Origin of the sequence: Bacteroides sp. Ga6A2 (genome assembly GCF_000702225.1) — a bacterium.
Classification (GTDB): Bacteria; Bacteroidota; Bacteroidia; order Bacteroidales; family Bacteroidaceae; genus Ga6A1.
This window is the reverse complement of the sequence record NZ_JNKX01000028.1, coordinates 1-25061: the sequence shown is the minus strand read 5'-3', so window position 1 is coordinate 25061 and position 25061 is coordinate 1. Positions and strand designations below refer to the sequence as shown.

The 25061-nt window shown below is 46.1% G+C and carries 23 protein-coding genes, 1 tRNA gene and 1 pseudogene; 11 read left to right on the top strand and 14 right to left on the bottom strand.

Features of this window, described 5'->3' with window-relative positions; genetic code table 11:
* The first annotated feature begins 4 nt into the window (after positions 1-4).
* From rsmA to T538_RS0108255, 3 genes are all read left to right on the top strand, one after another.
* A complete protein-coding gene (rsmA, locus tag T538_RS0108265; RefSeq protein ID WP_031533279.1) occupies positions 5-817 on the top strand; it encodes a 16S rRNA (adenine(1518)-N(6)/adenine(1519)-N(6))-dimethyltransferase RsmA in 813 nt (270 codons plus the stop codon).
* Positions 818-1035: 218 nt separating this feature from the next.
* Positions 1036-1962, top strand: coding sequence for a magnesium transporter CorA family protein (locus T538_RS0108260; protein ID WP_031533280.1), 927 nt, complete (start codon positions 1036-1038; stop codon positions 1960-1962).
* Positions 1963-2076: 114 nt separating this feature from the next.
* On the top strand, positions 2077-3759 hold the full coding sequence (locus tag T538_RS0108255; protein WP_051655973.1) for a DUF349 domain-containing protein: 1683 nt from the start codon (positions 2077-2079) through the stop codon (positions 3757-3759).
* Positions 3760-3913: 154 nt separating this feature from the next.
* On the opposite strand, the gene T538_RS0108250 is transcribed toward T538_RS0108255, so the two are convergent.
* Positions 3914-3984 (bottom strand) — tRNA-Gln (locus tag T538_RS0108250).
* A 222-nt stretch (positions 3985-4206) separates the two neighbouring features.
* Here T538_RS0108250 and rsfS point away from each other — a divergent pair.
* From rsfS to T538_RS0108235, 3 genes are all read left to right on the top strand, one after another.
* Complete coding sequence (rsfS, locus tag T538_RS0108245) at positions 4207-4563, top strand: ribosome silencing factor (protein WP_031533283.1); 357 nt, start codon at positions 4207-4209, stop codon at positions 4561-4563.
* A 10-nt stretch (positions 4564-4573) separates the two neighbouring features.
* Positions 4574-6676 carry an ATP-dependent zinc metalloprotease FtsH gene (ftsH, locus tag T538_RS0108240; protein ID WP_031533285.1) on the top strand — a complete coding sequence of 701 codons (2103 nt, stop codon included), beginning with the start codon at positions 4574-4576 and terminating at the stop codon, positions 6674-6676.
* A gap of 80 nt (positions 6677-6756) precedes the next feature.
* The gene (locus tag T538_RS0108235; protein ID WP_031533287.1) at positions 6757-7611 is read left to right on the top strand and encodes a phosphatidate cytidylyltransferase; all 855 of its coding nucleotides are present in this window, start codon (positions 6757-6759) and stop codon (positions 7609-7611) included.
* Positions 7612-8275: 664 nt separating this feature from the next.
* On the opposite strand, the gene T538_RS0108230 is transcribed toward T538_RS0108235, so the two are convergent.
* Entirely contained in the window at positions 8276-10597 is a 2322-nt protein-coding gene (locus T538_RS0108230; protein WP_081834918.1) for a DUF3943 domain-containing protein, read from the bottom strand.
* Positions 10598-10935: 338 nt separating this feature from the next.
* Here T538_RS0108230 and T538_RS17125 point away from each other — a divergent pair.
* Positions 10936-11331: pseudogene (locus T538_RS17125) on the top strand (phosphatidate cytidylyltransferase); the annotation flags it as partial.
* An 80-nt stretch (positions 11332-11411) separates the two neighbouring features.
* Here the strand turns inward: T538_RS17125 and T538_RS0108215 are convergent.
* The 10 genes from T538_RS0108215 to tsaB form a co-directional block, all read right to left on the bottom strand.
* Positions 11412-11813 (bottom strand): hypothetical protein, encoded by a 402-nt coding sequence (locus tag T538_RS0108215; protein WP_031533290.1) that lies wholly within the window; start codon positions 11811-11813, stop codon positions 11412-11414.
* Between the two features lie 177 nt (positions 11814-11990).
* Positions 11991-12740 (bottom strand): hypothetical protein, encoded by a 750-nt coding sequence (locus T538_RS0108210; RefSeq protein ID WP_031533291.1) that lies wholly within the window; start codon positions 12738-12740, stop codon positions 11991-11993.
* Positions 12741-13155: 415 nt separating this feature from the next.
* A complete protein-coding gene (locus T538_RS0108205) occupies positions 13156-14544 on the bottom strand; it encodes a flotillin family protein (protein WP_051655972.1) in 1389 nt (462 codons plus the stop codon).
* Positions 14545-14590: 46 nt separating this feature from the next.
* Positions 14591-15172, bottom strand: a complete 582-nt coding sequence (locus T538_RS0108200; protein ID WP_031533294.1) for an NfeD family protein — start codon at positions 15170-15172, stop codon at positions 14591-14593.
* 179 nt (positions 15173-15351) lie between these two features.
* Positions 15352-16725 (bottom strand): RIP metalloprotease RseP, encoded by a 1374-nt coding sequence (rseP, locus tag T538_RS0108195; protein ID WP_031533295.1) that lies wholly within the window; start codon positions 16723-16725, stop codon positions 15352-15354.
* Positions 16726-16747: 22 nt separating this feature from the next.
* A complete protein-coding gene (locus T538_RS0108190) occupies positions 16748-17896 on the bottom strand; it encodes a 1-deoxy-D-xylulose-5-phosphate reductoisomerase (protein WP_031533297.1) in 1149 nt (382 codons plus the stop codon).
* A gap of 9 nt (positions 17897-17905) precedes the next feature.
* The gene (gene rimM / locus T538_RS0108185) at positions 17906-18430 is read right to left on the bottom strand and encodes a ribosome maturation factor RimM (protein WP_031533298.1); all 525 of its coding nucleotides are present in this window, start codon (positions 18428-18430) and stop codon (positions 17906-17908) included.
* A 4-nt stretch (positions 18431-18434) separates the two neighbouring features.
* Entirely contained in the window at positions 18435-19742 is a 1308-nt protein-coding gene (gene murA / locus T538_RS0108180) for a UDP-N-acetylglucosamine 1-carboxyvinyltransferase (protein ID WP_031533299.1), read from the bottom strand.
* A 6-nt stretch (positions 19743-19748) separates the two neighbouring features.
* Positions 19749-20366 (bottom strand): DUF4290 domain-containing protein, encoded by a 618-nt coding sequence (locus tag T538_RS0108175; RefSeq protein WP_051655971.1) that lies wholly within the window; start codon positions 20364-20366, stop codon positions 19749-19751.
* Positions 20367-20377: 11 nt separating this feature from the next.
* Positions 20378-21070, bottom strand: coding sequence for a tRNA (adenosine(37)-N6)-threonylcarbamoyltransferase complex dimerization subunit type 1 TsaB (gene tsaB, locus T538_RS0108170; RefSeq protein ID WP_031533302.1), 693 nt, complete (start codon positions 21068-21070; stop codon positions 20378-20380).
* A gap of 85 nt (positions 21071-21155) precedes the next feature.
* Between tsaB and T538_RS0108165 the strand changes: the two genes are divergently transcribed.
* From T538_RS0108165 to T538_RS0108150, 4 genes are all read left to right on the top strand, one after another.
* Positions 21156-22034: a YicC/YloC family endoribonuclease gene (locus tag T538_RS0108165; protein WP_031533303.1), complete on the top strand. Its 879-nt coding sequence runs from the start codon at positions 21156-21158 to the stop codon at positions 22032-22034.
* 3 nt (positions 22035-22037) lie between these two features.
* Complete coding sequence (gmk, locus tag T538_RS0108160) at positions 22038-22604, top strand: guanylate kinase (RefSeq protein ID WP_031533304.1); 567 nt, start codon at positions 22038-22040, stop codon at positions 22602-22604.
* Complete coding sequence (nadD, locus tag T538_RS0108155) at positions 22604-23203, top strand: nicotinate (nicotinamide) nucleotide adenylyltransferase (RefSeq protein ID WP_031533305.1); 600 nt, start codon at positions 22604-22606, stop codon at positions 23201-23203. Before gmk ends, nadD begins: the two co-directional genes overlap by 1 nt.
* Positions 23204-23458: 255 nt before the next feature.
* On the top strand, positions 23459-23809 hold the full coding sequence (locus T538_RS0108150) for a hypothetical protein (protein WP_139185178.1): 351 nt from the start codon (positions 23459-23461) through the stop codon (positions 23807-23809).
* Between the two features lie 63 nt (positions 23810-23872).
* On the opposite strand, the gene T538_RS18055 is transcribed toward T538_RS0108150, so the two are convergent.
* Positions 23873-24784 (bottom strand): AbiH family protein, encoded by a 912-nt coding sequence (locus T538_RS18055; RefSeq protein WP_081834920.1) that lies wholly within the window; start codon positions 24782-24784, stop codon positions 23873-23875.
* Positions 24733-25061, bottom strand: a 329-nt coding sequence (locus tag T538_RS0108140; RefSeq protein WP_031540988.1) for a transposase, incomplete at its 5' end; no start/stop codon positions are given. The genes T538_RS18055 and T538_RS0108140, both read right to left, overlap by 52 nt.

Genomic DNA, 25061 nt, shown 5'->3' with positions numbered 1-25061 from the left:
AAGAATGAAGCAAGTAAAACCAAAGAAATTTTTAGGACAGCACTTTCTTAAAGACCTAAAGATAGCAAAGGACATAGCCGATACTGTTGATTCTTGCCCCGAAATTCCAATTCTCGAAGTCGGACCGGGAATGGGCGTGCTCACCCAGTTCCTCATCGGCAAGGAGCGCGCCACAAAGGTGGTTGAGTTAGACAGCGAGTCGGTTGCTTACTTGCAGGAGGCTTATCCTCGGCTTGCAGAGAATATCATTGCACAGGATTTTCTTCAACTCGACCTCACTAAGGTCTTCGGCGGAAGTCCGTTCGTGCTTACCGGAAACTACCCCTACAACATTTCGAGCCAGATTTTCTTCAAGATGCTCGACAACAAGGAAATAATTCCGTGCTGCACCGGAATGATTCAGAAGGAAGTGGCAGAACGAATTGCCGCCGCACCGGGAAGCAAGACATACGGCATTCTGAGCGTTCTGATTCAGGCATGGTACGATGTTGAATATCTCTTCACCGTGCATGAGAACGTGTTCAACCCGCCGCCAAAGGTTAAGAGCGCGGTAATAAGGATGACACGCAACGACGTTTCGCAACTCGGCTGCGACGAAAAACTGTTCAAGGAGGTTGTGAAGACAACATTCAACCAGCGCAGAAAGATGATTCGCGGCAGCATCAAACCGTTTTTCGGCAACCATGGCAAGCCGATAGATGCCGAAAGCACATTCTGGAGCAGCGAGATGATGACAAAACGACCAGAGCAACTAAGCATACAGCAGTTTGTCGAACTGACGAATATGGTTCAGAAAGAACTGGGCGGAGAGGCGTAAAAGGCACAAAAATTCTGCCTTCGACTTAAATTTTGACAAAAAGGAAGAACAAATGTTTGCAAAAAATAATTATTTGCTTACCTTTGCACCACTTTAAAATTAATCACACCAATAATGGACGATTATCTTACGGAAAATAACAACAATTATTAAGCCGGGGAACTGTCTCTCTCACGAACACTTCCTCAGCCCAAAGAACTTGTAATTAAGAGGAAGCAATGAGAACTTATTGGAACATTAACAAGAAGCTCAAAGCCATTGATGAGTGGCAGCCATACTGTTGGACACAGGTAACATGTCCAGTCAAGGAAGACGAGGATTTTCTTCAGGAAAAACTCGGTATTCCCGACTATTTTCTCTCAGATATTGCCGATGCCGACGAGCGCGCCCGTTACGAGATTGACGAGGGCTTCGTCTTCATCATCCTTCGTATTCCGTACGTTAAGGATGTGCGTTCGCGTACGCCTTACACAACCATTCCGCTGGGCATAATAATGAAAGATGACATCATGATTACCGTTTGCTACTACGAAACAGACATGATGATTGACTTCCTTTCATATCAGCAGAAGCGCGGCGAGGGATTTACCGACTTTGTGGATATGATTTTCCGCATCTTCCTCTCGTCTGCCGTATGGTATCTGAAGCGCCTGAAACAAATCAGCTTCCTAATTGAAAAGGCAAAGCGACAGCTCGACAAGAGCGTCGACAACCAAGATATCATCAGTCTGGCCCGACTTCAGGACAGTCTGACATACTTCATGACATCAATAAAAGGCAACGAAACTCTGCTTACAAAACTGAAGTTCCGCCTTCCTATCGATGAACTTGATGCCGAACTAATCGAGGATGTCAACATCGAGATGAATCAGGCGCAGGAAATGACCAGCATCTACAGCAACATTCTCGAGAGCACGATGGACACTTACTCAAACATCATCAACAATAACTTGAGTAAGGTTATGCGTAAACTTACGTCATACTCTATCATCATCATGGTGCCAACCCTGATTGCAAGTTATCTGGGCATGAACCTGTACAACGGAATAGAACAGTCGGTTTACGGATTCTGGGGCGTGACGGCATTGTCGCTCGTACTCGGAGCTGCATCGTACTTCTATTTCAAGCACCAAGACATGCTGTAAAATACGAATAAATGACGATGGCATCAACTTTTTGCACATTTTTAACACGTTTTACAAAATAATTTATTTTATTTGTACTTTAATATCCACAACATTACTAATATTTGATGGAAAATGACTAAAGAGGAAATCGTAGAGCGTATAAAGGTTCTGGCACAGGATGCCGAGAACGCACCCAAAGATGAACTGAACAGTCTTAAACAAAACTTCTACAAAATCCTGAACGCCGAAAAGGAGACAATAAACCAGCAGGCCGAAGAGATTGCCGACAAGTCTGCCGCCCTCGAGGTGCTCAGCCAGTCGGAGCAGGAGTTCAAGGCTCAGATGAAGATAATCAGAGACAAGAAGGCGGTAGTCTTTGCAAAGCAGGAAGAGGAAAAGAAGAACAACCTCGTGCTGAAAAGCGAGATTATCGAAAAACTGAAGGCTCTGAACGAGAACGGCGAGGAATGCGGCAAGCATCTCGACGAGTTCAAGGCATTGCAGCAGCAATGGAACGAGACAGGACAGATTCCTGCCGAAGAAGTTACGAACATCTGGAAACAGTATCAGCTCGAGAGAGACAAATTCTACGATAACCTCAAGATAAACAACGAGATGAGAGAATACGACTTCAAGAAGAATCTTGAGGTCAAGACACGCTTGTGCGAGCAGGCCGAGAAACTCACGACGGCAGAAGACGTGGTTTCGGCATTCCATCAGTTGCAAGACCTTCACCAGCAGTATCGCGAGACCGGCTCGGTAGCAAAGGAAGTGCGCGAGGAGTTGTGGAGCAGATTCAAGGAGGCATCGACAATAATCAACCGCCGACACCAGAATCATTTTGACGAAATAAAGCAGAAGGAAAACGAGAACCTCGAGGCAAAGACTGCCATCTGCGAGGCTATCGAAAGCATAAACCTCGACGAACTGAAATCGTACAACGACTGGGAAGACAAGACAAAAGAAGTGCTCGAACTTCAGGCTAAATGGAAGACCATCGGCTTTGCTCCGCAGAAGATGAACACGAAAATCTTTGAGCGTTTCCGCCAGGCCTGCAACAACTTCTTCGACACAAAGGCGCAGAACTTCAAGTCGATGAAAGAGACGGCTTCGGCTAACAAGAACAAGAAACTCGAACTATGCGAAAAGGCAGAGGCTCTGAAAGACAGCACCGACTGGAAGGAAACAAGCGCAATAATGGCACAACTCCAGAAGGAATGGAAGGAAATAGGCCCTACAAACCGAAAGGATACCGAACACATCTGGAAGAGATTCATCGCTGCGTGCGACCACTTCTACAAGCAGAAGAACGATGCCAATGCGGCAGCACACTCTCAGGAGAACGAAAATCTTGAAAAAAAGCAGGGCATAATTGCAAGTCTTAAGGAGATTCTCGAAAACGGCAACGCCGACGGCAAGGTTCAGGACGCAGTTCAGAAACTCTCTGCCGAGTGGAACAGCATCGGACACGTTCCGTTTGCCGTAAAGGACGAGACTTACAAGGCATACAAGGACGTTCTCGACGAGATTTACAAGAAACTGAACATAAACCGCGCAAAGCAGCGCCTCGACAACTTCAAGAACAACATTAAGAACAGCAAGGACGGCGCGCAGAACGAGCGTTACAGACTTGAGCGCAGCCTTCAGCAGAAGATAAGCGAAATGAAGCAGTACGAAAACAACCTCGGCTTCCTCACCCTATCGTCAAAGAAAGGCAACTCGCTGATTTCGGGCATCAACCGCAAGGTAGATAACCTAAAGCAGGAGATAGAACTTATAAAGCAGAAGATTTCGGTTCTGAAAGAACAGGAATAAGATAACAAAAAAAGGGAACGCAGATTGAAGAATCAATCTTTGTTCCCTTTTCTAATATAGAAAAACAACCAACTTAAAACTCTGTTTCTAAAACTCGCCGACACATTAGGGTATTTAGGCGAAAAAAAAAGCCCCTCGATAGAGAAGCTTCTTGTTGGGATACCTGGACTCGAACCAGGAATGACAGGACCAGAATCTGTAGTGTTACCATTACACCATATCCCAATTTTGGAGTATCAAACCCTTGTTTTTGTTTGACGGTGCAAAGATACACACTTTTTCTGAACTGGCAAACTTTTCAGAAAAATTTTGCAAAAAAAATGCATTTTTTCAAAAAAACTTCATTTCGCACCTATTATATACCGCATTTCTATGCAGCCTTTTTTTGATTATGTAATAATTTAGGTGTATCTTTGTACGCTATTAAGTTAATAGAACTTTATTTTAATGAACAGAGACAAAAAATTCTTAGACACAATTGTAAAAGGAATACAAGAAAAAAAAGGGCAAGACATAGTCGTTGCCGACCTTACTGCGATTGACGACACTATATGCAATTATTTCATAGTATGTCAGGGTAACTCGCCAAGTCAGGTAAAAGCCATTGCCGACTCGGTTGACATATTTGCAAAGCGCATAGGCGAAGACCTGATAGGCATTGACGGCTTCAACAATGCCGAATGGATTGCTATGGACTTCGCCAACGTGATTGTTCACATCTTCCTTCCCGAGTTCAGAGAGTTCTACGACATCGAGAATCTTTGGGAGGACGCTAAATTAACAGAAATTCCAAACTTAGACTAAATTATCCTTTATGGCTAAAAAAAATGACGGTAAGAAGGGTTTCAAGCCCATATTTACTTTTAACCTGACATGGCTGTACATCGTTATAGCCGTTGCCCTTGGCATACTGTACTTTACACAAAGCGACAGCAGTCTGTACAAATCGGCCACATATTCACAGTTCAAAGAATATGTTCACAACGGATATGCCGAAAAGATAACGGTTCAGAAAGACGAAGGTATGCTGAGAATGTATGTCAAGAAAGAATACATTCGCGAAATATTCAAGACTGGTCCTGACAAGACTGGCGCTGCCCCATACGTTTCGGTTGAATACGGCTCGATAGAGAATCTCGAAAACTTCATCGACACCGAGACCGAACTTGGAAAGTTCAGCGGCAAGTTTGCCTTCGAGCACAGTCAGGACTTCAGCCATATCCTGTTTACATGGCTTCCGATACTGTTCTTCACATATCTCATCTTCACAATGTTCCGCCGAGTTGGCAGCGGAGGTGGCGGCGGCTTTGGCGGCGGCATCTTCAATGTAGGCCAGAGCAAGGCTAAACTAATCGACAAGGACAACAAAGACGAGATGAAGGTTACATTCAAGGATGTTGCCGGACAGGAAGGCGCAAAGCAGGAGGTTCAGGAGATTGTAGACTTCTTGAAGAACCCTGCAAAATATACCGAGTTGGGTGGCAAGATTCCAAAGGGCGCACTACTTGTAGGCCCTCCGGGAACTGGTAAGACGCTGCTTGCAAAGGCTGTTGCCGGCGAGGCAGACGTTCCGTTCTTCTCAATGTCTGGTTCCGACTTCGTAGAGATGTTCGTGGGTGTTGGTGCAAGCCGCGTGCGCGACCTCTTTAGCAAGGCAAAGGCAAAGGCTCCTTGTATCATCTTTATCGATGAGATTGATGCCGTAGGACGCGCCCGCAGCAACAAGTCTTCATTTGGCGGAAACGATGAGCGCGAAAGCACACTCAACCAGTTGCTAACCGAGATGGACGGCTTTGGAACAAACAGCGGAGTAATCATCTTGGCTGCAACAAACCGCGCCGACATTCTCGACAAGGCTCTTCTTCGTGCAGGACGTTTCGACCGTCAGATTCATGTTGAGTTGCCTGAACTTAACGAGCGCAAGGCTATCTTCGGCGTTCACCTCAGACCGCTGAAGACCGACGAGACTGTTGATGTTAACCAGCTTGCACGTCAGACTCCGGGATTCTCGGGAGCAGACATCGCCAACGTGTGCAACGAGGCTGCACTTATCGCAGCGCGCCACGAGGCTACAGCCGTAAGCCGTCAGGACTTCCTCGATGCCATCGACCGAATTATCGGCGGCTTGGAGAAGAAGACAAAGGTTATGACGAACGCCGAGAAGCGTTCTATCGCAATACACGAGGCTGGTCATGCAACCCTATCGTGGTTCTTGCAGCACGCAAATCCGCTTGTTAAGGTTTCAATCGTGCCACGAGGCATCTCGCTCGGCGCGGCTTGGTACATGCCAGAGGAGAGACAGATTACCACAAAGGAACACATTCTCGACGAACTATGCTCGCTCCTTGGCGGTAGAGCAGCCGAGGAGTTGTTCACCGGTCACATCGGAACAGGCGCGCTCAACGACCTCGAGAGAGCAAACAAATCGGCTTACAGCATGGTGGCTTACATGGGTATGAGCGACGAACTTCCGAACATCTGTTTCTACAACAATAACGAGTACGAGTTTAACAAGCCTTACAGCGAAGCAACGGCTCACCTCATCGACAAGGAGGTTGCAAAGATTATTGCCGAGCAGTACAAGCGCGCCAAGGATATGCTAAAGGAGCATGCCGAGGGTCACAACAAGCTTGCCGACCTTTTGGTTGAGAAGGAAGTTATTATGGCTGAAGACCTTGAAGATATATTCGGTCCACGCCCATGGCAGTCACGCTCTGAAGAGATTTTCGAGGAGAACCCTGAACTGAAGGCTGAATACGAGGCTGAGTTGAAGGCACGCGCCGAGGCTATGGCTGCCAAGGCAGCCGAAGAGGATGCCGAGGAAGCACGACTCGCCGGCGCGGAGCAGCCTCAGACCGAGGAGACTCCCGACAACTACGACAAGAATGAGAAATCATCAGGCTCGGACAATGCCTGAGAATGAATAAAAACAGATGGGCAGGCAACTGCCCGTCTGCACATTTTGAAAGACCGACTTTAATTTTTTAGATAAATTGTATGAATGCAAAAGTTAAGAATCTCATTGTGAGAGCCATCACCGGTGCGGTGTTCGTTGCCGTTCTGGTTTCGGCAATATGCTTTGGATATGCCACGATGGGATTGCTATTCGCCATAATTACAGGACTTTCCGTGTGGGAGTTCTGCTCTGTCGTAAACTCTCGCGAGGATGTTGATGTAAACAGAACCATTGTCACGCTAACGGGCGTGTGTCTGTTTGCAGCTACATGGTTCTATTGCGTAACTGGATTCAACAAGGCGTTCATCCTTACGTTGTTCCCCATCATCTATCTCGTCATCAGCGAGTTGTATCTTCAGCAGAAGAGCCCGATAAACAACTGGGCATACTCAATGATGGCGATTTTGTATGTGGCTCTGCCTTTCTCGCTGCTGAACGTGATAAGCATAAAGTCAATTGCTAACACAGCCGACATTATGTACGACTATCTTACTCCGCTTGCCATCTTCGTCTTTTTGTGGGCAAGCGACACAGGTGCATACTGCGTTGGCTCGCTTATCGGAAAGCATCCGCTGTTCAAGCGCATCTCGCCAAACAAGTCGTGGGAAGGCTCTGTTGGCGGAGCGGTTCTTGCCATTGGTATCAGCATGATTTTTGCACACTACGACACAAGCCTTTATTCAACCTTACAATGGGCAGGAATGGCTCTGGTGGTGGTGGTGTTCGGCACATGGGGCGACCTTGTGGAATCGCTGATGAAACGCCAGCTCGGCATAAAGGATTCGGGCAACATTCTTCCGGGGCACGGCGGAATGCTCGACCGTTTCGACAGTTCGCTCATTGCCATTCCGGCAGTTGCGCTGTATCTTACAATCTGCGAATCTTATTTCAGATAATGATAACAAAACTCCGCCTTGCATCAGTAAATGCAAGGCGGAGTTCTTTATTTACAACATTTGTATGACAAAAGAAACGTTTTGGCATTCAATATCTCCAATACACACGACGTATGAAAAGAAAATAAGACAAATAATACAAAAATAAACTTTCCGACATCGCAAATAAGACCTTTTATTGAATTAAGCTTCATACACAAAATTAAATTCACATTTCGTTTATGATTTTGTAACCACTTGTTACAAATATAACGAAACTTTCTCAAAATGCAACATTAAGCGTTTCAGCGTTTCAGCGTTTCAAGTGTTTCAGAGGTATGTTTTTTGTTTCAAGCACTTATATATTATATATAACTAATTAATAATTAATAAATTATATAATATAAAGCAAGAAATTGAAACCACCAGAGGGGTAGCTGAAACGCTGAAACGCCGAAACGCCCCATACATTAAAACTCACATTGTCAACAACTTATCGCACCCCGTAAAGATTTTCAATCGAAAATAAGCGGCATAAAACATGCAAAAACGATGCGGAAAAAGCAAAAACGCTCCAAATACGCATCAGAATCGGAAGGAATTGTACATATCCCGAACGCATCTCGAAGGAATCCCGAACAATCAACGAAATCTAAAACATGAGAAAAAGCCCCTACAACATTCATCAGAAATGGCAAGTCAAGCCAGCGCGCGCCTCGAAAGTATTGGTTTTCACATTATCATAATACTTGTAGTTGGTTTTGCGACCAAAGAACGTACTGCTTATAACGATGCTCCAGTTCTTTCTGAGGTCAATCTCAGCAATTGGGTTTACAACCAAAAGAGCGGCATTGCCCTTGTCGCCCTGCGAATTAAGGAACAGAGGGTCTACCTTCGACAAATCTTTCTGCTCATAGCCCTTCCATGTATATATGCGGTAGTACTGGGTATGCAGAATGAAGCGTCCGAAGTGGCGCAGTTCGAGATGCGTCTTTGCCTTGACGCTGAAGCCGCTTCCCATGTTGTAGTCACGGTCGATAAAACTGTAATAGTCGCTCTTTGTGCCGCCCAGCAAAATTCCGTTTATGAAAATTCGCTGTTCCAGACGGTTAAGCGCGCCTACACTTGGAAACTGAAAGATGAATCCCGGGCCGAAAGCCGCAGCCTCGCTAATGCGGTACGGAGTCTGGTCCGAACCATCCTTTACCGCCTTTGAGTTGAAATAATCGAAATGCTGATATATTCCGAACTCGCCCTTTATGTTCTTGCTGTCGAACACAAGCGCGCTCCATAGTCGTCCAACCAGATTCAGACGGTTGATAATAGGCTGATTACGGCTCAGACCGAAAGTAATCTCGGCATTGAAATAATCGTAAGGTGAATTGGTTTCGCCCTCATTAACAGGGTCGCCATAGTCAAGATACAGATTAACGTAAGGATTGTGCTCTCCCCTGAACAACGAACCATTATCGGCCAGATAGCGGTTGCCCACCGACATAGAAAAGTCGATAGGGAATTTTTCGCGGTCGTGATACAGATAGTTTTCGTTGCGAACCCACCACGCATCGCCCGTGGCCATACGTTTAAGTCCGCCCATCGGGTTGAAAACCGTTGCAGCAGCCTCGCGCAGGAATCTGTTAAACCCTCGTTTTCTGTCATCAAGAAATATGCGGCTTATGCGGTTGGTTATCTCGCCTATACAGATGCCGCCGCAAGTGGTGGCTATCAGATCGTTGATTGCCGGCGGCTCAACCTCGCCCAGAAACTCCCACTCAAGAGAGCCGACGAGAGCGTATGGTGCCGACTGCCAGAAATTAAGCCCCTGCGAGCGGGCTGAATTGAAATAGAGATTGCCGTGATACGGGTGCATGAAAAGGTTTGTTGAGAACTGGTCGTTGTCCCATACAAAGCCGTGTCTGAAGTTGTTGCGGCACGAGCGTAGGCTTGTCTTTGCAAAGTCTTCATCCAATACAAAGCGGTCGAACAAATGCACGCCCAGATTCACGCCCGTAACCTGCGCCAATGCCCACCAAGGATGCTTACGTTGCAGACCGTTGTTTACCATTATGCTGTCGCTCTCTCCGTTGTCATCAACAACCATCGGGGCTGAATATTTCCGAATATCGCCATTACGCAGATAGCGGAACGTTAGTCCGGCCTCGACCAACGGTCTGCTGCGATAGTGCCGCCATCGCTGGTAATATCGCGTATCGCCGTAGCCCACGCTTGCAAACGCTCCCAGTTTCTTCGAAATCTGATAGTCAAGATTCAGGCGCGCCTGCAACGAGAAGAGGCGTTCGGGCGCATCGGCCGAATTCTGCTTGAATGTCTCTACATGATAGTAGCCAACATCGCCGCTTAGCGTCCACCTCGGACTGAGCCGCGTGTAAGCGCCGAGGCGGTAGAACAACGCTCCTGAGAATTTCTCGTCGAGCCCCATGAAGTGTGTGCCGAAGCCAACGATATTGTAAGTATAGCGATTGCGGAAGCGCACGGCTACGTTTCCCTTTGTGGTGCTGCCGCCATACATCAGCAAGTCTACCTCGGTATTTGGGTTGACATTTACCAGTCCAAGTTTGTGCGCGATGGTGTCGTGGGAAATGTTGAGCAATCCAATCTGCCAACCCTTAGGATGTGTGCGCGCCACATTGAATATTCCGATTTGCGTACCGTTAAGCGAGTCGGCATAGTTGTAGAATGCAGCCTGCAAACCTCGCATGTAGCCCGACGAAACGTTGAGCATACTCGACAACTGAACACCTTTCTCAACGCCGGCTGCGATATTGCTGACGCCACTCAACTGAACGCCTCGCAGAGAGCCCGTAGTCATATTCGAAAATCCCGACAACTGCACTCCCCTCGCCTTTGCGCCGGCAACCGACGCAACCACTCCAAACTGCATTCCGCGTACCGAATCCTGTCCGCTGACAATGCCAACGGGACAATTCTGAGCCGCGGCACTTAGCGAGGCTGCCGCCAATATCAAGACAGTAAAAACATTCTTCATAAATATATAATTTCTTTGGTTAAGCACTCGAGTGCAAAAACGTGATAAAAATATTACATTTCAACCGAAAATCACTAATATTTTTCCATTTTTATTTTGCAGAAAGTGCCGAATGTTTGTTCAAAAATCCACAACAACGAGTCTTTCAGCAGAAAACGCAGTTGCCGGGAAACAAGAAAAACCGCCTTCAAATACTGGTTTGAAAGCGGTTTCTACCTTTTATAATATCTGTTTCAGAAAAATCATCCTATCGTCCGCAAAATAGCGATAAGTTTATAGTATTGCTTATTGTAAAAATCCATTGAATCGAGATGACATATTGACTTCATCTCTATCTCCTTGCCATCTTCGTCTTTTCGTGGGCGAGCGACACGGGCGCTTACTGCGTTGGCTCGCTTATCGGAAAGCATCCGCTATTCAAGCGCATCTCGCCAAACAAGTCGTGGGAAGGCTCGGTTGGCGGAGCGGTTCTTGCCATTGGCATCAGCATGATTTTTGCTCACTACGACACAAGCCTTTATTCGACTCTGCAATGGGCAGGAATGGCTCTGGTGGTGGTGTTCGGCACATGGGGCGACCTTGTGGAATCGCTTATGAAACGACAGCTCGGCATAAAGGATTCGGGCAACATTCTTCCGGGGCACGGCGGAATGCTCGACCGTTTCGACAGTTCGCTCATTGCCATTCCGGCAGTTGCGCTGTATCTTGCAATCTGCGAATCTTATTTCAGATAATAACAAAATTCCGCCTTGCATTTGCCGATGCAAGGCGGAATTTTTATAAACATGAAGCAATTTATTAATGCTTCAACACACTACATCCTCATAATTTGTTTCATTTTCTTCTCCATGTCATCCAACATTACTACCACCATCTCATCCTGATTCATATCATCAGGAAAAAACCATTGAAGTTGAAAAGGAGCACAAATCGGATTATTCTTCACCTCATACTGAATTATAACCTTATTGTCTGTAGATTGTTGAATATGAAACAAAGTTGTCCCGCCATAGTTTGAAACACCAAATCTAATGTAAGTGCGAGTTTCTACAAAAATCTGGCAATCATCATGTCCACCTAAAAAAGCATCAATAAGTTTTGCATACTTCACTCTCATTCCGCCAGAATTATTGACCCGTTCAATGACTTGTCCAGAAGTTGCCCCTAATTTATACGCAACAATTATAATTATTGCAATAGTAATTAACCAAAACATACTCACATTAAACCCAAATCGGTCATTAGAAATTTTACCTTACATAATGTTCAGATAAGTATCCGGAGCCTATAAAAATACAAGCATAAAGTGCTAATGATTGACTCTGAATAATTAAACCAACTTACATTTTGCTACTTATTTTTTCTAATGACCGTTTTGGGTTAAATTATAATCCTACCTTATGTAAAAAATATAATCGGTGTCGCCTGGCAATTCTGCACCAGAACCAGCAATAAAGAGAAGAGGGAATACTGGAAATTGAAACCATGTCTTTACATTCGCTCTATTCTTCCCCCTAAGGAATATATCAGTAGGCATAAGGCGAATTTTGCCTTTCTTACTATCGATTATATACAAAGGTCTGATTGTCAATCTTCCTTCAGCACCACTAAGGTTAGATTTTCTTTTTTCAACAATCTTACATACAATCTCATCACCAATAAGAGACTTATCCTCAGCTTTAACAACTCTGAATATTGGATAATCCATACCATACTCATGTGGCGATGAAGATGTTACTTTTACACTTTCTATCTTTCTTACAAGAACCTCATCTTTTGCTAAAACAATACCCGAAGTTGACTCTGAATAATTATTATTCAAATTACCAGAATTACTAAAATTACTCGTACTACACAACTTCACAACATCATCTCGCGTAATTTCTGTTTCTCCTACATCTTCAGCATCATATTTACTCTTAGATATGTGAAACTCAATCAAATAAGAAGCTCCCTTATCCACAACACTCCAAAATTTTTGATTTTTGTCGTTATAGACCTTATAATACTTATCCTTATCACCCCTTATAATGTGATAAAGAATGTGCTTCTCTCCTTTCTTTGCATAGCACTTATCAAAGTTCTGGGCAAAAATTTGCACAAAAGAGAACAACAAGAAAACAAATAATGAAAGTTTTTTCATAATGATAAAATACGTTTTGTTAATACTGTGGGTTATAAGACAAAAAAAGGCGCACCCACTTACCGATGCACTTCCAAACTTAAGGCTGTCCGACCAAAGATGCCTTCCAAGAAAAAATACAACAGAAAGGGGTACGCCTATAGTAAGGCGTATCCACTGACTGAAGTTCCTCTTGTATAATGTCTGGTCGGACTATTTAAAGTTTAGAACTTCTTCAATAAGATACGACAATTAGTTGTCTCGTTATATATCACGCTTATGTTTAAAGTGAAACTTACAACATAAGACTAAACGCAAAATTAGAATATTTTTTTGAAAAGACAAAAGTAAAGGGCTGTTTTTTCGTAGTTCAACTATTACTCAGCAATAAAAAAGAAGGGAGAACCACTCTCAGATTCTCCCTCTTTTCTTATGATTATTCTTCTGTTTCAGCCTCGCTGTCGTCTTCCTTCTTCTCGGCTTTCTTTGCCAGATACTCTGGAAGTGCAAGACCGGCTTGGTCGAAGAGGTCGTTTAGCGGCGGAACGCTCTTCATAAGACCAGAAAGGAAGTTGGCTGTGCTGCCCTTTCCGTCGGCACCCTGACCGCTGTCCCAAACAGTAACGTGGTCGATGTTGATGCCCTTGACAGCCTCAACCTGAGTCTTGACAAGCTCAGGAAGCTTTTCGAGCAACAGAAGCATGTAAGCCTTGTTGGCATCTCCGCCGGCAGCCTGAACCATCTTGTCGTAACCGGCAGCCTGACGGCTAAGAATCTCGAAGAGACCGCGAGCCTCGGCCTCCATCTTGGCATACTGAGCATCAGCCTCACCCTTTGCGCTTACGCGAATCTTCTCGGCCTCAGCCTCGGCCTCGATGATGCGGCGTTTCTTCTCGATTTCCTGACTTACAAGCACGTTTGCACTCTGTGTGGCACGTTCGCGCTCGGCACGAGCCTCCTCGGCTGCCTTCTCGGCTGAGTAAGCCTCTTCGAGAGCCTTTGCCTGAGCCACCTTCTCGGCAGCGGTTGCCTTACGGTGAGCCTCAGCCTCGCGTTCGCGGCGGTCGGCCTCAGAGTTTGCAATCTGAACCTTTGCCTCGTTCTCGCCCTTTACGGCCTGAGCGTTTGCCTCGGCTGTTCTTACACGCGTTTCGCGGTTAGCCTCGGCCTTACCAATCTCACCAATCTTCTCCTGCTCGGCTACGCGAACCTTTGCCTCATTTATTGCCTTGGCTGCTGCCTCCTGACCGAGAGCCTCGATATATCCAGACTCATCGTTGATATCGGTTACGTTTACGTTGATAAGGCGAAGACCGATTTTCTTCAACTCGCCCTCGACGTTGCTCGAGATTGCCTCGAGGAATTTGTCGCGGTCGCTGTTAAGTTCCTCGATACTCATCGTTGCTATTACAAGACGAAGTTGTCCGAAGAGGATATCGCGTGCAAGTTCCTGAATCTGGGTTGCGCTAAGTCCGAGAAGACGCTCGGCTGCGGCATTCATGCACTCAGTATCGGTAGAAATTGCCACGGTAAAGCGGCATGGCACATCGACGCGGATGTTCTGGCGCGAAAGTGCGTTGGTAAGGTTGGCATCGATGCTGATTGGAGTAAGCGAAAGATATGCATAATCCTCAACGATAGGCCACACGAAAGCACCGCCTCCGTGTACGCACTTTGCCGACTTCTTCTCGCGAGATGAACTGCCTCCGTAGATTACCAAAATCTTGTCTGACGGACAACGGCGATAGCGGTTCACGATAGCCACAACGAGTATGATAAACACAACCGCTGCGGCAATAATAACATAGGACATTCCCTCAATCATAATTATTAGTTTGTTTTAGTTATAAAATGTTTTTCCTGATAATACATTAAAGTTCCTCTACAAGCAGAGTCTTGCTGTCGATAACCTCGACAACCTTTATCCGCTTGCCCGATGCAATCTCCTCGCCATTGGTTATGGCAGGATATTCGAATATCGAACCGCCAAGGCTTATCTGCACCTTGCCCGCGCCCTTTGCCTCTGCCGGAATGCGAAGATACACATCGGCTTCCTTGCCAAGGGCATCGTTTATGTCTACCGCGCCGTTATACTCGAGTTTCTTCAGTTTGCGGCGAAGATAGATATACATATAGCCGAAAGCCACTCCGACGGCTATCGCTATGAGATAGACCACAACTTCGGAATTGATGCTCTTGTAAAAACCGATACCAGCCCAGCCAAAGCCCACAAAAAAGTTTACAAGACTGCGGATTGAGAAGAGGCTCAAACCACCGCCAGTATCCATTGTGTCGCCGTCAAAATCGGCACCCATGTCGATGTCTGCCGAATCCAATCCGATGATTGTAAGAACTGCCTGCAACGCAAAAACAGCCGAACCCACAATGGCACAGCCCCAAAATATCTGGAGATTCGCGTCCAGAGAAAAGTACCAATTAGAAAATTCGCTCATTTATTAGATTTTTTATGATTACACGAGTTTATCGCAACAAATATAACATCTATTTTTCAAATAATTATGCAGAACAGACCAAAACTTTGCCGTTTTTAACATCAGGGCAAAGAAAAACCGCCTCCGGAAGAGATTCCGAAAGCGGTTGTATCTTATGTTTTGCAAAAACGCCGTTTTGCTTACCAACTCAAGCCTATGCCACGAAGGAAATCGTTGCCAAGGGCTAGAATCATAAGAGCCAGAAGAAGGCACATTCCCACCATCTGCGCTCTTTCGAGGAACTTCTCGCTTGGCTTGCGACGGGTGATAATCTCGTAGAGCAAGAATAGCACATGACCGCCGTCGAGCGCAGGAATTGGAAGAATGTTCATGAACGCAAGAATGATGCTCAGAAGTGCGGTGTTCAGCCAGAATATGTGCCAGTTCCATGTTGGAGCAAACATGCTTCCCATCGCGCCAAAGCTGCCCACGCTCTTTGCACCCTCGGCAGAGAATACATAACGGAGGTCGCTAACATAGCCTTTCAGGTTTCTCATTCCGTAAGAAATTCCGGCAGGGAACGACTCGAAGAAAGTGAATTGGTCTGTCTTCATCGGAGTATAGTCGTCAAGGAACTTCGGAGAGAATCCAAACAAGAAATCCTTGCCAAGCATCACATTAAGCGTGTCGAGCTGCGCGCCTCTCTGCGTAACCAAAACAACGTTGCGAAGTTTCAGGCTATCGGCATGAGAACATTTAACAGCCATATCCTTAATATGCATCATCTCGTTCTCGAAGGCATTGTAGCTATTTATAGGCTTGCCGTTTAACGCAACCAGTTTGTCGCCTGCCTTTACGCCTGCCTTGGCAATAGGAGTGCCTGCAATAACGGTATCAATCTCGTTTGGAATAAACTGCTTCATAAACGGCGGCTCTTCCTTCAGCATTGTTATAAGGCTGATTTTCTCGGCAGGCATCTCGATATCTACCTCCTTGCCGTTGCGCATAACCGTTACGACCTTGGCTTTTGCAACTGCACGATAGAAATCGGTGCCGAATCTACCAATCTCGCCGGCATCGGTCTTGACAGGCATATCGCCGTCGCGGAAACCAATCTCCTTGGCTGTCTGGTTGTAGACCATACCCATTTTCATGTCGCGCACGTTGAAATAGCTGTCGCCCCATGTATAGAGCACCATTGAGTAGATGAAGATAGCGAGAAGGAAGTTTACAAGCACGCCGCCAATCATAACCAACAATCGCTGATAGGCAGGCTTTGAGCGGAACTCCCAAGGTTGCTCGGGCTGCTGCATCTGCTCCTTGTCCATCGACTCGTCTATCATTCCGGCAATCTTAACATATCCGCCAAACGGAAGCCATCCGATGCCGTATTCAGTATCGCTGTTCTTTGGCTTGAACTTGAACAGGTGAAACCACGGGTCGAAGAAGAGATAGAATTTCTCGACCCTTATCTTAAACAGTTTCGCGAAGAAGAAGTGTCCGCCCTCGTGCAGAACCACAAGGATTGACAGCGAAAGAATAAGTTGTGCTGCTTTAATTAAAAAAGTCTCCATTAAGAAATTTTCAGATTTCGGTTTATAACATTTCGGTGGCTATGCGTCGAGCCTCGGCATCGGTAGCCACATAGTCTTCATAAGTTGGTTTCTCAATAAACGAAGCCTTCTGCATCGTCTCGGCAATGATGTCGCCGATTCTCAGGAATCCAATCTTGTCCTGACGGAATGCGAGGTTCACAATCTCGTTGGCGGCATTCACAATGCAAGGCATGTTTCCGCCCTTGTCCATAGCCTCGTAGGCCAGAGCCAGACAACGGAACTTCTGCAAATCGGGCTTCTCGAAGGTCATGCTTCCGAGTTTGAACAGGTCGAGGCGGTCGAAATTCGCCTTTATTCTGTCGGGATAAGTAAGCGCGTACTGTATTGGTAATCGCATATCCGGCACGCCGAGTTGAGCCTTAACCGCGCCGTCCTCGAACTGAACGGCCGAATGGATTATAGACTCTGGGTGAACCACCACCTCAATCTGCTCGGGCTTGACGCCGAACAGCCATTTAGCCTCGATAGCCTCGAAGCCCTTATTCATCATCGTTGCCGAGTCGATGGTTATCTTTGCACCCATCTCCCAGTTAGGATGCTTCAGAGCCTGCTCCTTGGTTACGGTTGCAAGTTGCTCGATGCTGAACTTGCGGAACGGACCTCCGCTGGCTGTGAGCAGAATCTTTTCGATATTATTTCCAACCTCGCCCACAATGCTCTGGAAGATTGCCGAATGTTCGGAATCAACCGGAAGAATTGCCACGTTATACTGCTGTGCAAGGCTGTTTATCAGTTCTCCGGCAACAACGAGAGTCTCTTTGTTGGCAAGGGCGATGGTCTTTCCTGCCTTTATCGCGCTGATGGTTGGAGGCAATCCGGCAAAGCCTACCATTGCCGTAACAACCACGTCGATAGGCTTAGCCTCGACAATCTGGCAAAGCGCATCTGCGCCTGTATATACCTTCATTGGCAAGTCGGCAAGCGCCTCCTTAACCATATCGTATTTCTGTTCGTTGGCTATGACAACAACCTCGGGCTGAAACTTGCGAGCCTGTTCAATCAGTTCCTCAGCCCTATTGTTGGCGGTAATAGCATACACCTCAAACAAATCAGGATTGTCTTCGACCACCTGCAATGTCTGTGTGCCGATAGAGCCCGTAGACCCTAATATTGCTAACTGTTTCTTCATTTTCCTTTGTTAGTCGTCCAAATTGAGCATACCTTCGGGCATTTCGACCAGCATTGTACGCTCTTTCTGATTCATATCCTTTATAAATTCTTCTTGTGCAGGCATAAGAACCTCGTTGCCTTCGTGCTCGATGATGAACAAAGTGTTTACGGTAGAGTTCTCGACATCGGTAATAGTTCCAATGAAGCCGTGATTAACGTCGCTCACCTTGAAGCCAACGAAATAGTTCCACGACAATTCGCCTTCCTCGGCCTGCTCTGCAAGGCTCAGAGGGAAGTAGACATCGTGCCCCACAACTGTTTTTGCCTTCTGCTCGGTGTCCATATCCTCGAAGATGAAGAGAGCGTTCTCGCTGCTTGTAAAGCGGTACTCTTCGAAGAAGAACGGCACAAGGATTCCGTCCATGTCGAGCACCAGATAGTCGCACTCAACCCTATCGAATACATCGTCGGTAAAGTTGAGCACCACTTCGCCCTTTATTCCGTGCAGTTTTGTTATCCTGCCAATCTTGTAGACTTCTTCCTTTCTTATCATACTTTTAGTTTTCGCGTGTGATGTGTGCGCCAAGAGCCTTCAGACGGTTTTCTATGTCCTCGTATCCGCGGTCAATCTGCTCGATGTTGCTAATGCGGCTTGTTCCGTCGGCACTAAGGGCAGCGATGAGCAGGGCTATTCCGGCACGGATGTCGGGACTCGCCATCTTTCCGCCACGCAGATGAATTGCACGGTCGTGACCGATGACAACGGCTCTGTGAGGGTCGCAAAGAATAATCTGCGCGCCCATGTCGATGAGTTTGTCGACGAAGAAGAGACGGCTCTCGAACATCTTCTGATGGAAGAGGACGCTTCCCTTTGCCTGAGTTGCCACCACGAGCAGAACGCTCAGAAGGTCGGGAGTAAGTCCCGGCCACGGAGCATCGGCAAGTGTCATGATAGAGCCGTCGATGAACGACTCAATCTCGTAGTGTTCCATGCGCGGAATGAAAATATCGTCGCCCATTCGGTAAACCTGAACGCCAAGTCTTCCGAATACGTTCGGGATGTTTCCGAGTTTCTCGTACTTCACATTCTTTATGGTGATGCCGTTGCCAACCATCGCCGCCATTCCTATAAACGAGCCTACCTCAATCATGTCGGGCAGAATGTCGTGCTCGGTGCCGTGCAACTCCTTCACGCCCTCGATAATCAGAAGATTCGATGCGATGCCGCTGATTCGGGCACCCATCTGGTTAAGCATGTTGCAGAGCTGCTGAATATAAGGTTCGCACGCGGCATTGTAAATCGTAGTCTTGCCCTCAGCCATCACCGCCGCCATAATGATGTTGGCAGTTCCGGTTACCGAAGCCTCATCGAGCAGCATGTAGCAGCCCTTCAGTTTGTCGCCCACGATGTCGTAGATGCCTCTGTCGGCATTATAGTGGAACTCGGCACCCAGATTCTGCATACCGAGGAAGTGCGTGTCGAGTCGTCTGCGACCAATTTTGTCGCCGCCCGGCTTTGATATAAGAGCCTTGCCAAAGCGAGCCAGCATAGGGCCGAGCATCAGCACAGAGCCACGCAATGTTGAGCAGCGATGAAGAAATTCGTCGCTCTCAAGATAATTCAGGTCAACCTCGTCGGCCTGAAAAGAGTAAGTATGTCTGCCTTCCTGAATCACTTTCACTCCCATATCCTTCAGCAGATGCATAAGGTTGTTTACATCAAGGATATTAGGAATGTTGTGAATGGTAACCTTCTCGGCAGTAAGCAAAGTGGCACAGATAACCTCGAGAGCCTCGTTCTTTGCACCTTGCGGAACAATCGTTCCCTGCAACTTATGACCACCCTCAATAACAAAAGTTCCCATACCGCTTTATTTAGTACGTTTTTTTGCCTTCTTAGCCTTCATCTTGCCGGCATCGCTTCGCGGACCATCGATGAGCACGTTGTCGAGGCTGATATTGTCGGGATTGTAAGCCACACGGCCGCCCAAATAGCGGTTAAGGTCGTTCAGCACTCTTACATCGTTAAGCGTATTGATGTTCCATTCAGCCAGATTGCGCTTCATCTGACTTGCAATGAGGTTGATGTATCTGTCGCGCTCCGGACCTTCGGGAACGTCCTCAACATGGCGGAGGGCACGTTCAACCAGCAGTCCGTAGTGGCGGAAGTGGATGTTGCGCTGCGGATAAGGCACGCGCGCCGGTTTCTGCGCAAGATCGTCTTTCTTGACAATCTCGAACGGGTAGTCAATGTCGAGTTTAAAGTCGGACATGATAGCCAGTTGATCCCACAGTTTACGCTTGTAGTCCTCCTGCTGGCGCAGTTCCGGGAACATGCTGTCCATCACCCTGATTATTGTCTCTGCGCATCTCTGTCGTTCGGCTCTGTCCTCGAGCGTGAGGGCATAGTCGACCATTCGCTGGATGCTTCGTCCGTATTCGGGTAGCGGCAGTCTTTTTCGCTGCGTATTATATTCTATTTTGCTCATAATCGTCTTTTTTAAAGAAGTTTTTTAGGGGTCGATGCCACGAACTCTTTCAGATAGAAAGGCTCAAAGTATGCTACGTCCTTGAAATCCTGCTTTGCCATTGCCATTTCGGCAAGCGGCTGCATGTATTTAGCCAGAGGCTTTATGCCGTCGACAAAGTGCGCGTTAGGATGCCTTATTTTGTCCTTGCACTTCTCCGAACCGTTTCCGAAGAAATATACAGGATGCTTGTCGAGGAATTCGGCATACGAATTTTCGTCAACGATATCGGCCTGAATGTCTCGGACGGCGTTCAGCGCCCTGTCGTAGACGGCTGCATACACCTCCATTCGGCGGGCATCAATCATAGGGCACAGCAGAGCATCTTCGGGCAGTTCCTCGTCCTTCAAGAGCAACGGCACGCACATAACCTTCAGCGTTGGAATGCCGAGAAGTTTCACGTCGTTGGCATAACAAACGCCCTTTGCCATAGACACTCCTATGCGCAGTCCGGTGTAAGAGCCGGGGCCGCAACTAACCGCCACCGCATCGAGCGGAATGGCATGACTATCGGCAAACGAGAGCGCTCTGTCAACAAAAACACCAAGGGTTACATTATGGTTGGGGCCTTCAAAATCCTCTTCATGATAAATGCAATGACTATCCTCGCTTACAGCCACAGAACACACGTCTGTAGATGTCTCAATATGTAGAATACACGACATTATTTTAAATCTTTACAATATAAAATGCAAAAATACATTTTCTTATGCAAAAAACTATTATTTTTGCAAAAAAATAGTTTGAAATATGATACAATCAATGACTGGCTACGGTAAGGCAACCGCAGTTTTTGGAGAAAAAAAGATCAATGTTGAAATAAAATCACTGAACAGCAAGGCACTCGACCTTTCTACGCGCATCGCGCCTCTCTATCGCGAGAAGGAGATGGAAATCAGAGCCATGATTAGCAGCGCGCTCGAACGCGGAAAGGTAGACTTCAGCCTATGGATTGAAAAGGACGACTCGCAGACTGCCGCACCTATCAACCAGACAATTCTGCTGAACTATTACAACCAGATTAAGACAATAAGCGAGGAGAACAACATCGCGCTGCCAGCCGACTGGTTCTCTACCCTTCTCCGAATGCCAGACGTGCTGACAAAGGTTGAGGTCATAGAACTATCAGAAGAGGAGTGGATTTCGGTACGCACAGCCGTTGAGCAGGCAATCAACCAACTTGTTGATTTCCGCAAGCAGGAGGGCGTAGCACTTCAGAAGAAATTCGAGGAAAAGATAAAGAACATCGGCGAACTGCTGAAAAGCATCGAGCCTTACGAAAAGAACCGCACAGAGAAAATACGCCAGAGACTCGTAGACAGCCTGTCGCAGATTCCAGACGTTGAGTACGACAAGAACCGCCTTGAGCAGGAGATGATTTACTACATCGAGAAACTCGACATCAACGAGGAGAAGCAGCGTCTTGCCAACCACCTGAAATACTTCCTCGAGACAATGAACGAGAACAAGCAAGGACAGGGCAAGAAACTGGGTTTCATTGCGCAGGAGATGGGTCGCGAAATCAACACCACAGGCAGCAAGAGCAATCAGGCTGAGATGCAGAACATCGTGGTTAAGATGAAGGACGAACTTGAGCAGATTAAGGAACAGGTTCTAAACGTGATGTAACAAATGGCAAAGGGCAAACTAATTATATTCTCGGCTCCAAGCGGAAGCGGAAAATCAACCATCATCAACTATCTGATGACTCAGGGGTTGAACATGCACTTCTCAATCTCGGCAACAAGCCGCGCGCCGCGAGGCACCGAGCAGAACGGCGTTGAATACTTCTTCCTCACTCCCGAGGAATTCCGCACAAAGATAGACAACGACGAGTTTCTTGAATACGAAGAGGTTTATGCAAACCGATTCTACGGAACACTGAAGGCTCAGGTTGAAAAGCAACTCGAAGAAGGTCAGAACGTAGTTTTCGACGTTGATGTGAAGGGTGGAGTAAACATAAAGAAATTCTACGGCGAACGCGCGTTGTCTGTCTTCATACAACCGCCATCTGTCGACGAACTACGCCGCCGTCTCGAAGGCAGGGCAACCGATGCACCCGAGGTCATAAACGATCGCATAGCACGCGCTGAATACGAACTCAGCTTCGCCCCACAGTTCGACACCATCGTTGTAAACGACGACTTGGAGACTGCAAAGGCCGAGGCTCTTCAAAAAATAAAAGACTTCTTGGGATAATGAAAATAGCAATCTTCGGAGGCTCATTCAACCCGATACACGTTGGTCACATTCAACTTGCCAAGGCTCTGTGCCAGCAAGGTGGTTGTGACCAACTTTGGTTTTTGGTGAGTCCGCAAAATCCGTTCAAGCAGACGAGCAGCGACCTTATTGACGAAGCAACGAGGCTCGAAATGACTCGCATAGCCGTTGCCAGCGAACCGAACATTGAGGTCAGCGACTTCGAGTTCTGTCTGCCGCGCCCATCTTATATGGTAAACACGCTTGCCGCCATGCGCGAGGCTTATCCGCAGCACACGTTCGCCCTCGTTATCGGAGCTGACAACTGGGCAAAGTTCGACCATTGGTACAAGAGCGACGAGATTATGAGCCAGCACGAAGTATGGGTATATCCGCGTCCGGGATTCGACATTGAGCATGAGGGCGACATAATCCGCAAGGCATCAGACTATATAAAAGGTGTAAAGTTCATCGACACACCGCTCTACCCCATATCGAGCAGCATGATAAGAGAAGCCATCAGAAACGGAGCAGACTACTCGCAATGGGTTACCAAAAGCGTTCATAACTTCATAGAAGAGAAAAATCTGTACAAATAGCGCTCATTTTTGCTTAAAATATGTTTTACAGCATGGTTTTAGTTGATATTTATCAATAAAATCGCTATTTTATGCTAAAAAACATAATTCTTTAATTGTTTTATCAAATTTCGCTGTATCTTTGCATTGTCAAACAGAAGGAAAGGGGATTAAAAAACAAAGAATCAAACATCTCCGACAAACTTCTGGAGACAACCAAAAGTGAATAATAAAACGGATAAAGATAACGATTAAATTTTAAGTAAGATGAAGAAGATGGTTTTAACAGCAGTAGCTGTATTTGGTTTCGCAGTAGCAGGTGTAGCAGCAGACAAGAACACTGTTAGCACAAAGATTAACGTGAATGCTGCTAAATTGAGCAACTATCTTGGTCTATCTGCATCACAGTACAGCGACGTCGAGGCAATCAGCGAGTATTTCGAGGACGAGATGGCAGCAGCCAACTACGCATCAGACGCAAAGAAGGCAGCTAAGGTTCGCAAGGCAGTACGCAAGAACTGCAAGCTTATGAAGCAGACTCTTACTAAGGAGCAGTACAGCAAGTACCTGAGCGTAATCAACGCTACAATCTCTAACAAGGGTCTTGACGAAATGGTTAACGAGTAATTTATTTCCTATTTATTGATATAAATGCGGGGAGACATCCGAAATGGATTTCTCCCCGTATTTTTATTCTGGATATGTAAGAGGATCGCAATACTCTTTGTTCACCACTCGGTCTCTCATCAGTTTCGGGTCTTTGAAATTTCGACTGATGTTCTGAACAATTTCTATGTAATTATCCGAACCATCTGACCTCTTATGATAATACGGTTTTATCGAAACGCAATTTTTATGCTCGAATATTGTGTTGAGCAAAGTTCTGTCAGAATTGCCACACGAATGTCCCATTATGCAGACTTGAAAAGGAGCAGACTCAATAAACTGCAAGACTTTTCTATAATTATCCGATTCCAGATATTTTATACTCTTTACATTGTCAAGATATTTATTGTCGTTCTTATTTTGAAGTTCCTTATACTTCTCATCCAACTCATCTCCGTATCCAAAAATCACGCTATCAAGGTTCTCTAACTTACCGTGGATGTAGTTCACACTGAAATGACCATCATTATTCTCTGGTATATACAAACTGGCAGTATTTGTATAGTTAAAACTTAATAGCATAACATTATTTGGCAATCGAAATATAAAAGGGTATTCATCTCTGCTAGATGGTTCTTTTTTATATTCCAACCCTTCATCTATATATTCATTGTGCTTTGTTGAATCAACAAGCCCTTTATTCTCATAAAAATTCAACCGCCCCCTTATCTCAGTAAAAACTTTATCACTACAACTGTATTTAATATCCTCCCTTATTAAATCAAAATCAGTTTGAGAGATATCACGACCATTAAAAGGTGCATATATTTTTTTGTAAATTTCGTCATTTCTGACAATATTATTATTATTTTCAACATCAGTCAAGTAGTCAACCAACTTATCTTGCAAGAAACCCATATGCTTATTTAAACCCAAATCGGTCATTAGGATTTCTCGGTGCTGTATGGCAGAGAGAAAACCTTTAGTTTTTCCCATATCGAGAGGAAGGATCGTCGTGTTTTCAACGACCTGGCCAAGTACAGAATGTGCTTGTTTTTTGTCTTTCCCAGATATGCGGGTGTTGATATCAGTTCGTAGCGGATTGTCTTGAGGAACTTCTTTTTGTCGGAGTTCATCAATGCATGGCGAAACAGCGACATGAAGTTGTATGCCATGATTATGAAATTGCCGCAGGCTTCTGTCGCCCAGAAGTTGTGCGATACGAAGTCGTCTATAGAAAAATCGTATTTCAGTTCCTTGATTCTGTTCTCTG